This is a genomic window from Taylorella asinigenitalis ATCC 700933, from assembly GCF_000687755.1.
Taxonomy (GTDB): Bacteria; Pseudomonadota; Gammaproteobacteria; order Burkholderiales; family Burkholderiaceae_B; genus Taylorella; species Taylorella asinigenitalis.
This window is the reverse complement of sequence record NZ_JHXN01000001.1, coordinates 289,967-305,161: the sequence shown is the minus strand read 5'-3', so window position 1 is coordinate 305,161 and position 15,195 is coordinate 289,967. Positions and strand designations below refer to the sequence as shown.

At 37.4% G+C, this 15,195-nt stretch carries 13 protein-coding genes and 1 tRNA gene; 8 read left to right on the top strand and 6 right to left on the bottom strand.

The annotated features are described in order from the left end of the window. Positions 1-16: 16 nt before the first annotated feature. Both T432_RS0101465 and T432_RS0101460 read left to right on the top strand, forming a co-directional pair. On the top strand, positions 17-493 hold the full coding sequence (locus tag T432_RS0101465; RefSeq protein ID WP_014111323.1) for a DUF1178 family protein: 477 nt from the start codon (positions 17-19) through the stop codon (positions 491-493). A 12-nt stretch (positions 494-505) separates the two neighbouring features. Then, positions 506-991 (top strand): YajQ family cyclic di-GMP-binding protein, encoded by a 486-nt coding sequence (locus T432_RS0101460; protein WP_028883886.1) that lies wholly within the window; start codon positions 506-508, stop codon positions 989-991. A gap of 56 nt (positions 992-1,047) precedes the next feature. Here T432_RS0101460 and efp read toward each other — a convergent pair whose 3' ends face one another. Genes efp through acnB form a run of 4 tightly spaced genes read right to left on the bottom strand, consistent with a single transcriptional unit; the run spans position 1,048 to position 6,561 of the window. After that, positions 1,048-1,602, bottom strand: a complete 555-nt coding sequence (gene efp, locus T432_RS0101455) for an elongation factor P (protein ID WP_014111325.1) — start codon at positions 1,600-1,602, stop codon at positions 1,048-1,050. A gap of 43 nt (positions 1,603-1,645) precedes the next feature. Further along, positions 1,646-2,764, bottom strand: coding sequence for an elongation factor P maturation arginine rhamnosyltransferase EarP (earP, locus tag T432_RS0101450; protein ID WP_028883885.1), 1,119 nt, complete (start codon positions 2,762-2,764; stop codon positions 1,646-1,648). Beyond that, positions 2,765-3,970 (bottom strand): aminotransferase-like domain-containing protein, encoded by a 1,206-nt coding sequence (locus tag T432_RS0101445; RefSeq protein ID WP_028883884.1) that lies wholly within the window; start codon positions 3,968-3,970, stop codon positions 2,765-2,767. Next, the gene (gene acnB / locus T432_RS0101440; RefSeq protein ID WP_028883883.1) at positions 3,970-6,561 is read right to left on the bottom strand and encodes a bifunctional aconitate hydratase 2/2-methylisocitrate dehydratase; all 2,592 of its coding nucleotides are present in this window, start codon (positions 6,559-6,561) and stop codon (positions 3,970-3,972) included. Before acnB ends, T432_RS0101445 begins: the two co-directional genes overlap by 1 nt. Before the next feature lie 171 nt (positions 6,562-6,732). On the opposite strand from acnB, the gene T432_RS0101435 reads away from it, so the two are divergent. The 6 genes from T432_RS0101435 to thiC are packed head-to-tail and all read left to right on the top strand — an operon-like array spanning position 6,733 to position 13,731. Next, entirely contained in the window at positions 6,733-7,890 is a 1,158-nt protein-coding gene (locus T432_RS0101435; RefSeq protein WP_028883882.1) for a hypothetical protein, read from the top strand. Between the two features lies 1 nt (position 7,891). Then, positions 7,892-8,875 (top strand): hypothetical protein, encoded by a 984-nt coding sequence (locus T432_RS0101430; RefSeq protein ID WP_028883881.1) that lies wholly within the window; start codon positions 7,892-7,894, stop codon positions 8,873-8,875. After that, entirely contained in the window at positions 8,872-10,224 is a 1,353-nt protein-coding gene (locus T432_RS0101425; RefSeq protein WP_028883880.1) for a tryptophan--tRNA ligase, read from the top strand. The genes T432_RS0101430 and T432_RS0101425 overlap by 4 nt, the downstream gene beginning before the upstream one ends. Before the next feature lie 36 nt (positions 10,225-10,260). Continuing rightward, positions 10,261-10,788, top strand: coding sequence for a phosphatase PAP2 family protein (locus T432_RS0101420; protein WP_028883879.1), 528 nt, complete (start codon positions 10,261-10,263; stop codon positions 10,786-10,788). Next, entirely contained in the window at positions 10,785-11,825 is a 1,041-nt protein-coding gene (locus T432_RS0101415; protein WP_028883878.1) for a glycosyltransferase family protein, read from the top strand. Before T432_RS0101420 ends, T432_RS0101415 begins: the two co-directional genes overlap by 4 nt. Before the next feature lie 31 nt (positions 11,826-11,856). Next, positions 11,857-13,731, top strand: coding sequence for a phosphomethylpyrimidine synthase ThiC (gene thiC, locus T432_RS0101410; protein ID WP_028883877.1), 1,875 nt, complete (start codon positions 11,857-11,859; stop codon positions 13,729-13,731). 41 nt (positions 13,732-13,772) lie between these two features. Here the strand turns inward: thiC and T432_RS0101405 are convergent. Continuing rightward, positions 13,773-13,849 (bottom strand) — tRNA-Ile (locus T432_RS0101405). Positions 13,850-13,889: 40 nt separating this feature from the next. Then, positions 13,890-15,146, bottom strand: a complete 1,257-nt coding sequence (gene rho / locus T432_RS0101400; RefSeq protein ID WP_028883876.1) for a transcription termination factor Rho — start codon at positions 15,144-15,146, stop codon at positions 13,890-13,892. Positions 15,147-15,195 lie beyond the last annotated feature (49 nt).

Genomic DNA, 15,195 nt, shown 5'->3' with positions numbered 1-15,195 from the left:
CAATAAGTATAAATTTATGAGTTTAAAAGTATTTAATCTTAGCTGCGATCACGGTCACGAATTTGAAGGTTGGTTTGAATCTTCAGAAGCACTCGAAAAGCAAGCGAGTATGGAATTAATCGAATGCCCTTATTGCCAGTCTACAAATGTTTATAAGACTGCGTCGGTTCCTCATATTGCTACTTCATCAAGCAAAAAGAAATCTATTGAACCTGACTCTAAACCTGAATCTGAGAAAACTTCAGAAGCTTCCCTTCCAGAAGAGATGGTTACCGAGGTTTTTAAAGCTATCGAAAAAGCTATAACAGCTGCGGAAGATGTAGGTGATGGATTTACAGATGTAGTAATCAGAATCCATAAAGGAGAAGAGCCAGCTAGACCCGTTAGAGGAAAAGCTTCTATAAAACAACGCAAGATGCTGGAGGAAGAGGGCATTGCCACTCTTGCGGTGCCAGATTTTCTTGACCCTGATTTTAAAAAGAAACTTAATTAAGAGGATTCTTATATGCCTTCGTTTGATATTGTTAGTGAACCAGATACTATCGAAGTTAAAAACGCTATTGAGCAAGCAAATAAAGAAATTTCTACTAGATTTGATTTCAAAGGTTCTGATGCACGCATAGAGCAAAAGGATCTAAGTCTATCCATTTTTGCGGATGATGAGTTTAAGCTTAATCAAGTAAAAGATGTTCTTCATAACAAAATGGCTAAACGCAATGTAGATTTACGTTTTTTAGGTTATGGAAAACAAGAAAAAATCTCAGGCGATAAAATCAAGCAGCTCGCTTCTATAAATAAAGGCGTAAGTTCCGACCTAGCTAAAAAAATAGTTAAAACTATAAAAGATAGCAAACTCAAAGTGCAGGCTAGTATTCAAGGCGATGCTGTTCGGGTTACTGGTGCAAAGCGTGATACATTACAAGAGGCTATAGCTTTAGTTAAAAAAGAAATTTCTGACGCACCACTTAGTTTTAATAATTTCAGAGACTAAAAGAACACAAAATAAAAAATCCCAACATCGAGTTGGGATTTTTTTAAATACGAAGATTAAACGCGGCTTCTGTATTCATTTGTGCGAGTATCAATTTCGATTTTGTCCCCGATATTGCAAAATAAAGGTACTTGAAGTTCAAACCCAGTATTTATTTTTGCTGGCTTCATAACCTTACCTGAAGTATCGCCTTTTACCGCAGGCTCTGTATACACGATTTCACGAACAATAATTGTAGGCAGCTCTACAGAAATAGCACGTCCCTCGTAGAACACAACTTCAACAGTCATGCCTTCTTCTAAGAAATTTAAAGCATCTCCCATATTATCCGCTTCAACGTCGTGTTGGTTGTACTCCTCGTCCATAAACACGTACATAGGGTCAGCAAAGTAAGAGTATGTACACTCTTTTTTCTCAAGCATAACAACATCGAATTTTTCGTCCGCTTTATACACAGACTCAGATCCAGAAGATGTTAGAAGATTTTTGAATTTAAGTTTAACTACGGCAGCGTTGCGGCCTGATTTATTGTATTCAGCTTTTTGTACTACAAGTGGCTCGTTATTAACTAAAACAACGTTACCCACACGTAACTCTTGTGCAGTTTTCATGAAAAAAAGGGCTCCGATATGGAAAAAATCTAATCCGACTATTTTACAATTTTTTAGATTTACGTGCCAAAAATTCAATTAATTGGCCCGTTAAGTCTGGTATTTCCCTTTGGCAATGCTCCCTTAACCCATAAAACTCTTTCTTTAAATATCCTCCTAGAATATCTCCAATATTTTCGATTAACAATGCATTGCCTCGTCGTGGGTCATTTAATTGCAAGGAAGCTTCGAAATATTTATCTCCAAAACCAGCAATCTTAAGCCAAGCTTTAAGCTTTACTAAATGAGTGTCTTCCGTTAGTTTATAAATATTCCAGTAAAAGGGTTTTCCTGACCATATAGCTCTTACAAAACTATCTTCACCACGTACAAAATTCAAATCCCCCACTTGTAGCAAATAATCAAATTCCGAATGTGGGACAAAGTCACATATATTAATCTTGTGATTATTCGAAATTTTGAGATTTTTAATTTGGGGAAAGTTTTTATAAACGCTTATGGGGAATTGAAAGACTAGCTTCTCATCCTTTGTCGAAGAATTCTGCAAGCCATTGATTATGGCCTCTATGGGGGCATGTGGATAGGTAAAAAAATTTATTACTTTATATCCATTTGAGATGAGAGGGGCGAGAGCATTGCCACAATATTTATTAATCCAGCTAAACTTAAATTCACCTTTAAACGAATTTAATCTATCGAGCGCATCAAGTTCACAAAGTAATCCTCCGCTCTTCTTTGTTAACCCAGGCATAAAGAAATATTTAGGAACGCCGTTGTTTTGAAACGAGGGGGTTAAATGATACGATTCAATCCAAGCCTCAGCACTTAAATACTCAAGATTAATCCATATATCGGTCTGGCCCCGCATCTTTGAAATATAGGACTGAGGCACGTCGCAGCCAAAAGCCTCAATAACCGCATAAGCTGGTGTGATACCATCGAAAAGGGCATCTTCTAGAGTCTGATACCCCATGACCTCAACCCTATATGATTGATAGGAGGGCTCAATTGTCTTGAGAGTATCAGGTTTATTTGTAAAAAGCCGAATTTTAGATTCTGGAAGCCTCGCAGCTAAATCCTTGCATAATCTCCAGCTAACACCAATATCTCCGAAATTATCGATTACATTGCAGAAAACATCGATGCTAGCTGGAAGAGGCATTTATCGTTTAGCGTTTTTAATTGATTGAGCGAGCTGCTCTACGCCTTTGCGGATTTTGTCTTCTGCTACGGTAACGAAACTTAGGCGTAGTTCATTGTGTTTAACATGAACAGGGTCCGACGCTACATAGAAGGCTGAGCCTGGTACATAGGCAACTTTATAATCTCTAATCGTAGGCGTAAGAAGTTCTAAGGTATTGAATTCAGGTGGCAATGTCATCCAAATAAACATCCCGCCTTCTGGTTTCGTCCATTTTGCATCAATATCCTTAAAGTTTTCTTCCAAGGACTCAAGCATATAATTGCATTGGTTGCGATAAATCTCTCTTACTTTAGGAAGATGCTCATCAAGGAAATTATCCTTAATAGTTTCGTATACCGCCATCTGAGTGATTACTGACGTATGCAAGTCCGTAGCTTGTTTAAGTTCAACTAAAGCATTAATAATTTTCTCATCTGCAACGATATAACCTATACGCATCCCAGGTGATAATACTTTAGAGAAAGATCCTAATCTAATCACTGTCCCACCGTGTTTCTGAGATAGTGCATATAAACCTGGCAAACTTTCTCCATGATAGATAAGCTCTCCGTATGGATCATCTTCAATAATCGGCACATTTAGTGACTTACATTTTTCTAAAAGGGCGATTCTTCTTTCAACACTTAAAGTACGGCCAGTTGGATTGTGAAAATTTGGCAATGCATACAGGAATCTTGCATCTTTTGCGTTAGATTCTGTAATCGATTCGGGTATCAAACCGTGGTCATCAGTTTCAATAGTCTCGTATTTAGGAAAGTATTGATCAAAACATTGCAAAGCACCTAAATATGAGGGTGCTTCAACCAATATCTTAGAACCTTCATCTAAAAACACTTTAGACACTAAATCTAAAGCTTGTTGGGAACCAGAGACTATTAATACATTTGATGGCTTAATTTGGGCACCTTTAGATGCCACGTAATCAACAACCCACTCTCTAAGTTTTATATAACCGTCAGCAGAGTTGTACTGCAGAGCCATATATGGATTTTCAGAGAGAACTTTGTCGTAAGCTTCCTTGATTTTCTGTACTGGAAAGCCTGCTGGAGATGGAAGACCTCCAGCAAATGAAATTACATTTGGGTCAACGGTTAATCTAAGTATTTCTCTAATGATTGATACTTCACCATGATTAACTCTTTTTGAAAATTTAATATTACTCATTAGATTTCTACAGTTTTAGCAATATCAACAAAGTCTTTAATTTGATCAAAATTCATATATTTATATACAGAACTACCGTTTTCATTAATCACATTAATATCTCGGTGATATTCTTCAGTAGTCGGAATGTGGCCAAGTTTTGAACATATTGCGGCTAACTCTGCAGAACCTAAGAATACATTAGAATTTCTACCTAAACGGTGTGGGAAGTTACGAGTACTTGTAGACATTACAGTAGCCCCTTCGTGTACTTGTGCTTGGTTACCCATACACAATGAACATCCAGGAAGTTCTGTACGAGCACCAGCTGTACCAAATATGCCATAATGACCTTCATTCGTAAGCTGCTGCTCGTCCATTTTTGTAGGTGGAGCAACCCAAAGTCTAACTGGGATATCGCGTTTGCCTTCTAGTAATCTTGAAGCAGCTCTAAAGTGACCGATATTTGTCATGCAGCTACCGATAAATACTTCATCAATTTCAGTACCAGCTACATCGGATAATTTTTTGATATCGTCTGGATCATTAGGGCACGCAACCAATGGCTCAGTAATCTCGTCCATATTAATTTCAATAACTTCTGCATACTCAGCATTATCGTCTGCTTTGAGAAGTTGTGGATTTGCGAGCCATTCTTCCATAGCACGAATTCGACGTTTAATAGTCTCGGCGTTTTGATATCCATTAGCGAGCATCACTTTAAGAAGCGTGATATTGCTGTTTAGATATTCGATAATTGGCTCTTTATTAAGTGCAACTGTACATCCAGCAGCTGAACGTTCAGCAGAGGCATCAGTCAATTCAAAAGCTTGTTCAACTTTAAGGTCAGGGAGTCCTTCAATTTCAAGGATACGACCTGAAAATACGTTTTTCTTACCTTTTTTAGCGACAGTAAGTAAGCCACGTTGAATAGCAAAATATGGTATTGCATTAACTAAATCACGCAATGTAATTCCAGGCTGCATTGTTCCAGTAAATCTCACTAGAACAGACACTGGCATATCTAAAGGCATAGTTCCAGTAGCAGCTGCAAATGCCACTAGTCCAGATCCAGCAGGGAAACTTATTCCGATAGGGAAGCGAGTATGTGAGTCGCCGCCTGTACCAACAGTGTCTGGCAATATCATCCTATTTAGCCATGAGTGGATTACTCCATCACCTACTTTTAAGGAAATCCCACCGCGAGAGCTCATAAAATCTGGCAACTCTTGATGAGTTTTAACGTCAATTGGTTTTGGATATGGTGCAGTGTGGCAGAATGACTGCATCACTAAGTCCGCTGCAAATGATAAACAGGCCAAGTCTTTTAGCTCATCGCGAGTCATAGGGCCAGTTGTATCTTGGCTTCCAACCGATGTCATCTTAGGTTCGCAATAAGTACCTGGGCGAATGCCTTGTCCTTCAGGCAAACCACAAGCGCGGCCTAGCATTTTTTGAGCTAAAGTAAATCCAGCATTGCTAGGTTTAGGTTCAGCTGGTTTGCGGAAAATATCCGAAGGCTCTAGTCCTAAAGCTTCTCTAGCTTTAGCTGTCAATGCACGTCCAATAATTAAATTTATGCGACCGCCAGCTCTTACTTCATCAAATAAAACATCGGACTTAACTTCAAAGTCAGCAATAATTTCTCCGTTTTTAAGAGCTTTTCCTTCATATGGGCGAAGTTCAATCTCATCTCCCATTTCCATTTGAGATACATCTAATTCAATTGGCAATGCCCCCGCATCTTCCATCGTGTTATAGAAAATTGGGGCAATCTTACCGCCTAAACATACACCTCCAAAGCGTTTGTTTGGAATAAAAGGAATATCCTTTCCTGTAAACCATATTACTGAGTTAGTAGCAGATTTACGTGAAGAACCTGTGCCCACAACATCACCAACATAAGCTACTAGATTACCTTTTTCTTTTAATTTTTCGATAAAAGCAACTGGACCTCGTTTACCTGGTTCTTCAGGTTGAAATTCGGCACCTTCACGTGCATTTTTAAGCATTGCTAATGCATGTAGAGGAATGTCAGGACGGGTGGTAGCATCTGGAGCAGGAGATAGGTCATCCGTATTAGTTTCTCCAGGTACTTTGAACACTGTAATCTTAAATGACTCAGGTAATTCTTCTCTTGAGGTAAACCATTCAGCATCAGCCCAACTCTGAATAACTTCTTCGGCAAATTTATTTCTGGATTTTCTGAGTTCGTCTATTTTGTTAAATGAATCAAAAACTAGCAGAGTTTTCTTTAAGGCATCTGCAGCTATCGGAGCTAATTTCTCGTCGGAAAGTGCTTTTATAAGTGGGTCCACATTGTATCCACCTAACATAGTGCCAAGCAATTCCACAGCTAATTCAGGAGATATTAAATCTAATTTGATTTCTCCGAATGCAACTTTAGATAAAAATTCTGCTTTTACTTTAGCGGCGTCATCCACACCAGCAGGAATTCTATTTTTAAATAAATCTAATAAATACTCTTCTTCGCCAGAAGGAGGATTTTTTAATAATTCAATTAAATCAGTAGTTTGTGAAGCGCTTAGTGGTAATGCAGGAATACCTAGAGCTGCGCGTTCTGCCTCGTGTTTGCGATAAGAATCAAGCATTTATAGTCCCATATTTGATTTAAGTTAATCTCTTATTATAAATTGTTGTGAAAAAAAATTTATTTATATGTCAAAACATATATTTTGTTTTAATATGAATTTTTTTAATTGAAAAGTAACAAAATCTTATTAAAGTTACAATTTTAGTTATTTCCGTGTAAAGGAACAGTGATGAACGACAATACTAAAAATCCACAAAATCCGCAAAACCCACAAAATCCACAACCTGTTCAACCAACAGGTGTTAATCCTAATAATCCTAACTATACTCAACAAGCTCCAGTTGTTGAGAGAAAAACAAATCCGCTTTATTTCATTATCCCTTTAGCAATAATTATTATTGCTGCTTTGGCATATTTTCTTTTCTTTAAATCTGATAAGAAAGTTGAAGATACAGGAAGTACACAGCAAAGCACTCAAAGCATTGTTCAAAGCGAAGAAGGTAAACAACCAGAAACTCCTACGACCACAACTACTACAACTCAAGAAGCTCCTAAGCCTACTGAAACTAAATCAAATGAGAAATTTGAAAATTTCAAGTCATATGTAAGTAGTCAGTTCGCAGAAGATGAAATCGTATGGGGAGATAAAACAGATTTAGATAACGATGGATTTAGATTAAATAATGTCAAAATAATCAATAAAGATGATAAATCTGAACTTACAGTTGAAAGTGTAGATGTATTGGATTTCACTAAAGTTGAAGGTGGTTACAACTACGAATTTAAGGCTAAAAATATTCTAATTGATGGAAAACACCCATTTATGGCTGATGATGAAGCTAAGAATGAATTAGCTAAAGCTGGAATCTCAAATTTAGAACCTCTTGAAGTTTATCAGAAAGTAGTTCGAGATGTTGGAGCAGATAAGGCAGATTTTACTGGTGACTTTATTCAGCCGGGACTTATGAAAATTAATACTTCAGGTGTATTTCATAATGTGAACACTCTATATAAAGAACTTGAATCAGACCCTAGTGTAGCTGAAGACTCAACCCGTATGATGGCTTTGCTAGTTCCTGTTTCTATAGAGAAACTGGATATGACTTTTAAAGATGAAGGTGCCTTGAAATTAGCAGGTGACTCATTAGGCCAATATAATGCAAAAACGTGTTCTGAAATGCTTGTGATGTTTCAAGTGAACCTAGATAATGAACAACTTTGTGGGCCATTAAGTAATTTTCTTACCGGGGCTAATAAAGAATTTCATATAAAAATGAATCCAAATTCTCCTTACCAAATATCTAAACTGCTTTCTGTATTTCAATCTCCAACCCCTCCAGACTTTAAAGCATTGTTTAATGAAATGGGATTAAATATTCACAACTAATATGAAATCAAAAAAAACCTTTGTGATTTACGGTGTCATTGCCATCCTAGTACTTTTAGTGCTAGGGTGGTTTGGTGCTAATTATTATCTAAGTTACAGAGTAGATGCTCAAGCAAGAGAAATTGTAGATTCGATGGGGCTCTCAGAGAAAATTAAATGGAAGTCCATCTCAGCAAGCTTCGGAAAAACCGCCAAAGTCCAGGAAGTGGAATTAAATTTTCCAGAAATTTTACCTAAGCCTATACAAATTAAAGAGTTAGCTTTAACAAATTTTGAACGTGTTAGAAAAACATTTGAGCTAGATTTAGTTGCAAGTGACATTACCGATAATACTGATAAATCTTATTTCTACACGCTTAAGGATATGTACAAAGAGCTCAAGGGGTTTCATCTACGAGACATTCCTCCTATGAATGCTAGTTTGCATATTGAGAATAGTTATATCGATGATTTGATTTCTGTTCAGATTGACTTAGAGCAAGAGGGAGGTCTTAATTTTGATTTCAATACAAATCTTAAAAATATCAATCCCTTTTTAGAGCAAGTCGATAAAGTATTAGAACCAAGCTCTGATGAAGATACTAAAAAACTAAGTGATGCTGAACTTCAGATTTTATTAGGGTCACAATTAGCAATTGTGCAGGTAGTTAATAGCGAAATCTATATTGAGGATTCTGGCTTAATTAAAAACAACCGCAATGATGCTAGAAATTATATGCATAGAGTTCACTGCCCAAATATTTTGAATAGTTTGGAATATAGACGCCCTGAACAGTTATGTGAACCATTTCATAATTTTCTCTTAGCTCGAGAAAAAGATGTTAACTTTTCTATTTCGCCAGGAGGCGGATTCTATTTATCAAAATTACTCGAATACTACCCGTTTGATAATTTTGATAATCATACAACTGGACAGCTTCTTCGTGCATTGCAATTTAAAATAAGCAATACTACGGAAATTTTTAATAAATACATTATTAGATGAATAACAATAAAAAAAGAGTTCTCACTGGTATTACTACCACAGGAACACCTCATTTAGGAAATTACGCGGGTGCACTAAGACCTGCAATTGAAGCAAGTAAAAATCCAGAAATTGAAGCCTTTTATTTTTTAGCTGATTATCATGCATTGATTAAATGCGATGACCCTAAGAGAGTTTTTAAGTCAAGACTCGAAATAGCAGCTACATGGCTTGCGGCTGGTTTAGATCCAAACTCAACTGTTTTTTATAGGCAATCTGATGTCCCATTTACAACAGAACTCTCATGGATATTGACTTGCATGACACCTAAGGGGCTTATGAATCGTGCACATGCTTATAAGGCAGTGTATGACCTAAATCTTGAGAGAAATATCGATGTAGATGATGGTGTAAGCATGGGACTATATTCTTACCCCATCCTTATGGCTGCTGATATTCTTTTATTTAATGCTCACGAGGTGCCTGTCGGAAAAGATCAAGTACAACATTTAGAGATGACTCGATTTATAGCTCAGAGATTTAACCATCACTATTCTAAGGGTGAGGATATATTTGTATTGCCAGAAGCTAAAGTGGATGAGGAAGTAGCTACATTGCCAGGGCTTGATGGTAGAAAGATGTCTAAAAGCTATAACAATACGATTCCTCTTTTTGATGGTGGCTCTAAGGCTTTGCAAAATGCAATCAAACAGATTCAAACTGACTCCAAATTGCCAGGTGAAGCCAAGGATGCTGAAAATTCTCATTTATTCATGATTTACAAAGCTTTTGCTTCTGCTGACGAGTGTTCTGATTTTAAAAATCAGTTAGAAGGGGGGCTCTCATGGGGAGAGGCTAAGGATAAGTTGTATAAATTGCTAAACGAAATTCTTTCGCCTATGAGAGAGCGTTATGAAAGCTATATTTCTAAGCCTGATGATATAGAAGACGTGTTAAAAATGGGTGCTCAAAAAGCAATTGAATACGCACGACCTCTAATGGAGAGAGTCAGAGATGCTGTGGGGCTTGCATCTTTTAAATCAACTCAAATTTACACTTCAAAAGATGAGAAGAAGAAGTCTAAAAAATCTGCGAAATTTTTAAGTTATAAAGATGAAGACGGTAGTTTTAAGTGGAAGCTTATATCAGAAGAATCCCAAGAATTATTGATTTCTGAAGCTTTTGCTGACCCTAAATCAGCGGCTATGGCTACTAGAGAACTTTTAAATTTAGAGCATTTTGAGATTGTAGATGGTGTTTTAATGGTTGAAGGCAGGGGCATTGCCACCTTAAATAAAAATATATTTAAATCTGATATGGATATTCATAATTTAATCGAATTATCCCTTTCACAAATCAAAAATAAATAACGGAAGGCGGATGGTACAAAGTAAGAGATACACAAAATGAAATTTCCAAATCCAGAAACAACAGCACTGGAGTTACGTTTTTTCTTTTGGTTGCTCTCTTTAAATAAATACAAAGGCGTCACATACATAAGCCGTCAAATATCTAAACTTGGAGATGGGCCATTTTACGTGCTCTGCGGGATATTGTTTATTTTGTTTGGCGGCTCATTAGGTGAGAGGATGTTTGTTATCGGATTCATTGCCTACTCGATTGAGCTTCCTTTATATTGGAGTATTAAAAATAGCATTAAACGGGATCGACCATTTAGGAGATACGAGAATGTTTCTGCTGTGGTCGTGCCAAACGATACGTTTAGCTTTCCATCAGGGCATACTGCAGCGGCATTTGTATTTGCAACTATGGTCAGTAATTTTTTTCCTGCATTTACGATTCCCGTCTATTTGTTGGCATGTATGATTGGTTTATCTAGGGTGTTGCTTGGAGTGCATTATCCTTCAGATATATTGGCAGGAGGACTGCTTGGAAAAATATCTGCTTGGATTGCTTTATCGGTGGGTCTATGAAAATTTTATATGGTGTTCAAGCCACGGGAAATGGCCATATAACTAGAGCTAGAAAGATGCTACCCCATTTGCTTTCACATGGCTTTGATGTAGATTTTGTGTTTAGTGGCCGTCCCAAAGATGCCTATTTCGATATGACTCAATTTGGGGATTTTCAGACTAAGCATGGCTTTACATTTGTATATAACGGTTCTGAGGTATCGATTCCTAAAACTGTTATTAATTCTAGGCCTATAGAATTTATTAAGGATTATCTTAAGTTAGCTAAATCGCTTGATAAATATGATTTGGTTTTGAATGATTTTGAACCAGTTTCTGCTTGGGCTGCACGTCGGGCAGGCGTGCCTTCAGTGGGCCTTTCGCATCAATATGCATTGTCATATCCAATTGCTGATTATGATTTTCCTATTGGATTTCGTGCGGGCTTAAAGTTTTTTGCTCCAGCTAAATACCGACTTGGTGTGCATTGGGATAGTTTTGGATATCCTATTTTGCCGCCTCTTATAGAAATAAATTCAAAAACTGAGACTGTTGTTGGTGATTTTTCGCTCGTTTATTTGCCTATCGACCCTCTTGAAGCTCTTTTAGAAATTTTTCATAAAATCCCTGATCATAAATTTATACTTTATACAAAAACAGATAAACCCTCTTTAAGTGGCAATGTTCTCGTTAAACCTCTTAGTCGAGAAACTTTCCCCATCGATTTCGCTTCATGCGATGGAGTTATTTCTAATTCTGGTTTTGGGCTCTGTAGTGAAGCAATGGTGCTTGGCAAGAAAATTCTTACTATTCCTCTTAAGTCTCATACTGAACAGCAATCTAATGCAGCTGTATTGAAAATTTTAAATAGGGCAACAGTAGTAGACGCACTTCGAATCGATACATTGAAAGATTGGATTTCGCAGCCAAATCCTCCTAAAGCAATCTTTCCTGACGTCGCTGAGGAAGTTTCTAAATGGTTGAAGAAAGGTGATTTTTCATCTATTTACAATTTATCCGAAGAACTTTGGGCCCTTACATCAAATGTAAAAATATAATATCAAGTTCTAAGTCCAATAGGGGTTAAGAATGGCCAAAAACAATGGAAATGAATCTCAAGAACTTGAACATTTAAGCGAGTCTTTACGAGTTCAATTTGCTTATCCAAACTCCGAGAGAGTTTTTATAGAGGGCTCACGTGAAGATATAAAAGTCCCTTATAGAATAATAAAACAAGACCCTACAATCACTGATAGAGGAGAGGTAGCAAATCCACCTATTCCTGTGTACGACACCAGTGGAAAATATGGGGATTTAAATTCGGATATTGATTTAAAAAAGGGCTTGCCTGATATAAGAGCTAATTGGATTGACGAAAGAGATGATATTTATGTGCTTTCTGGACTTAGTTCAGATTATGGCAATGAGCGTCTTAATGACACTTCTGCTGATCACCTAAGATTTAAAACTATCACTACTCCTCGTCGTGCAAAAGTTGGTAGAAATGTCACTCAAATGCATTATGCACGTAAGGGTATTATCACACCTGAGATGGAATTTGTGGCTCTTCGTGAACAAATGAAATTGCAGGAAATCTACGAAGATCCGCAATATGCTCAATTAATTAAGCAACACTCAGGAGAGGCTTTTGGTGCAAATATTCCAAAGCATCCTCGAGATATAACACCTGAATTTGTTCGTCGCGAAGTTGCTGAAGGTAGAGCAATTATTCCAGCAAATATAAATCACACTGAATTAGAACCTATGATTATAGGAAGAAATTTCAGAGTAAAAATAAATGGAAATTTAGGTAATTCTGCTGTGAGTTCAAGCCTTACGGAAGAAGTAGAAAAAATGGTTTGGGCTTTGCGTTGGGGCTCTGACACTATTATGGATTTATCAACAGGAGAACATATTCATGAAACACGTGAATGGATTATCAGAAATTCTCCAGTTCCTATAGGGACAGTTCCTATTTATCAGTGTCTAGAGAAAACAGGAGGCATTGCCGAAGACTTAACATGGGAATTATTTAGAGACACATTGATTGAGCAAGCAGAGCAGGGAGTTGATTATTTTACGATCCATGCTGGAGTTCGATTGCCATTTATCCCTATGACTGCAAACCGTGTGACAGGTATCGTCTCTCGTGGTGGCTCGATAATGGCAAAATGGTGTCTAGCTCATCATCAAGAAAACTTCCTTTATTCTCATTTTGAAGAAATCTGCGAGATTATGAAAGCGTATGATGTGTCATTCTCACTTGGAGATGGATTGCGACCAGGATGTGTTGCAGATTCTAACGACGAAGCCCAATTTAGTGAGCTTTATACTTTAGGCGAACTAACAAATATAGCTTGGAAACATGATGTGCAAGTAATGATTGAAGGGCCAGGACATGTTCCATTACAGAGAATAAAACAAAACATGATTGAGGAACTTCAACACTGTTATGAAGCTCCATTTTATACTTTAGGCCCTCTGGTCACGGATATTGCACCTGGGTACGATCATATTACATCGGGAATTGGTGCAGCTAATATTGGGTGGTATGGTACTGCAATGCTATGCTATGTAACTCCAAAAGAGCATCTAGGCTTACCAGATAAAGAGGATGTTCGCACAGGCATTATTACCTATAAACTTGCCGCTCATGCAGCAGATCTTGCTAAAGGATGGCCTGGTGCTCAGATTCGGGATAATGCTCTTTCAAAAGCAAGATTTGAATTTAGATGGAGGGATCAGTTTAGATTAGGATTAGACCCTGAAAGAGCAGAAAGTTTTCATGATGAAACATTGCCTGCAGAAGGTGCAAAAATAGCTCATTTTTGCTCGATGTGCGGACCTAAATTTTGCTCTATGAAGATTAGTCAAGAACTGAAATATGATGCTGCTACTTTAAAAGAGGGCATGCAAGAAAAATCGATTGAGTTTATCAAGCAAGGTTCAAAAATCTATAGTTAATAAAAAAGGCCCCAAATACTGGGGCCTTAGCTTTCAATTGGTGGTCCTCCCGGCTGGACTTGAACCAGCGACCAAAGGATTATGAGTCCTCTGCTCTAACCAACTGAGCTACAGGAGGGAAAAAGAGATAAATTATACAGTCATTTTTTAATTTTGTCTTATTTTTTCATTAATTCGTAAAATTCATCGTTAGTTTTCGTTGCACGAATCTTATCTAAGATGAATTCCATTGCTTCTACTTCATCCATATCATGAATAAATTTACGTAGAACCCAAGTTTTCTGTAAATCTTCAGGACGCATAAGCAGCTCTTCTCTACGTGTACCGCTCTTATTAAGATTGATAGCTGGATAGACACGTTTTTCTGCAAGACGCCTCTCTAGATGAATTTCACAGTTACCAGTACCTTTAAATTCCTCGTAAATAACCTCATCCATACGGCTGCCAGTTTCAATCAATGCAGTACCAATAATAGTTAAAGATCCACCTTCCTCAATATTACGAGCTGCACCGAAAAAGCGTTTAGGACGCTGCAATGCATTTGCGTCAACCCCTCCTGTTAATACTTTTCCTGAGGATGGAACTACAGTGTTATAGGCTCTAGCTAGACGCGTGATAGAATCAAGCAAAATTACAACATCTTTTTTAAGTTCAACTAAGCGTTTTGCTTTCTCTATAACCATCTCGGCAACTTGTACGTGTCGTGTTGCAGGTTCATCGAATGTGGATGCCACAACTTCACCCCTAACAGTGCGTTGCATTTCTGTCACTTCTTCTGGGCGCTCATCAACAAGCAAAACTATAAGAGTAGCTTCTGGATAATTTGCGGTTATCGAATGAGCGATATGTTGCATCATTACTGTTTTACCTGATTTCGGGCTAGCAACGATTAAAGCCCTTTGACCTTTACCGATAGGAGCAAAGATATCGAGAATTCGGCCAGTATAATTTTCCTCACTTCTAATATCTCTTTCTAGCTTAAGAGGCTCATCAGGGTGAAGAGGAGTCAGGTTTTCGAACATAATCCTGTGTTGAACTTTTTCAGGATCAAGTCCGTTTACTTTTTCAACTTTAACAAGGGCGAAATAACGCTCTCCATCTTTTGGAACTCTGACCTGGCCCTCAATATGGTCTCCTGTATGCAAATTAAATTTTCGCATTTGTGAAGGAGAAATATAGATATCATCAGTACTTGCTAAGTAAGATGAATATGGTGATCTTAGAAAGCCAAAGCTATCTGGCAATACTTCCAAAACTCCGTCACCAAAGATTTGTTCACCGTTTTTAGCTCTTTTTTTCATTATTTGGAACATAAGTTCCTGCTTGCGGAAACGGTTTGCGTTTTCTATTTCTAGGCCAAGGGCCATATCAAGTAATTGAGATACGTGAAGATTTTTGAGTTCGTTAAGATGCATTTTAGATAATGAAGTTTGAAAGTGGCTTAAGGGGAGACAGGAGTAAATT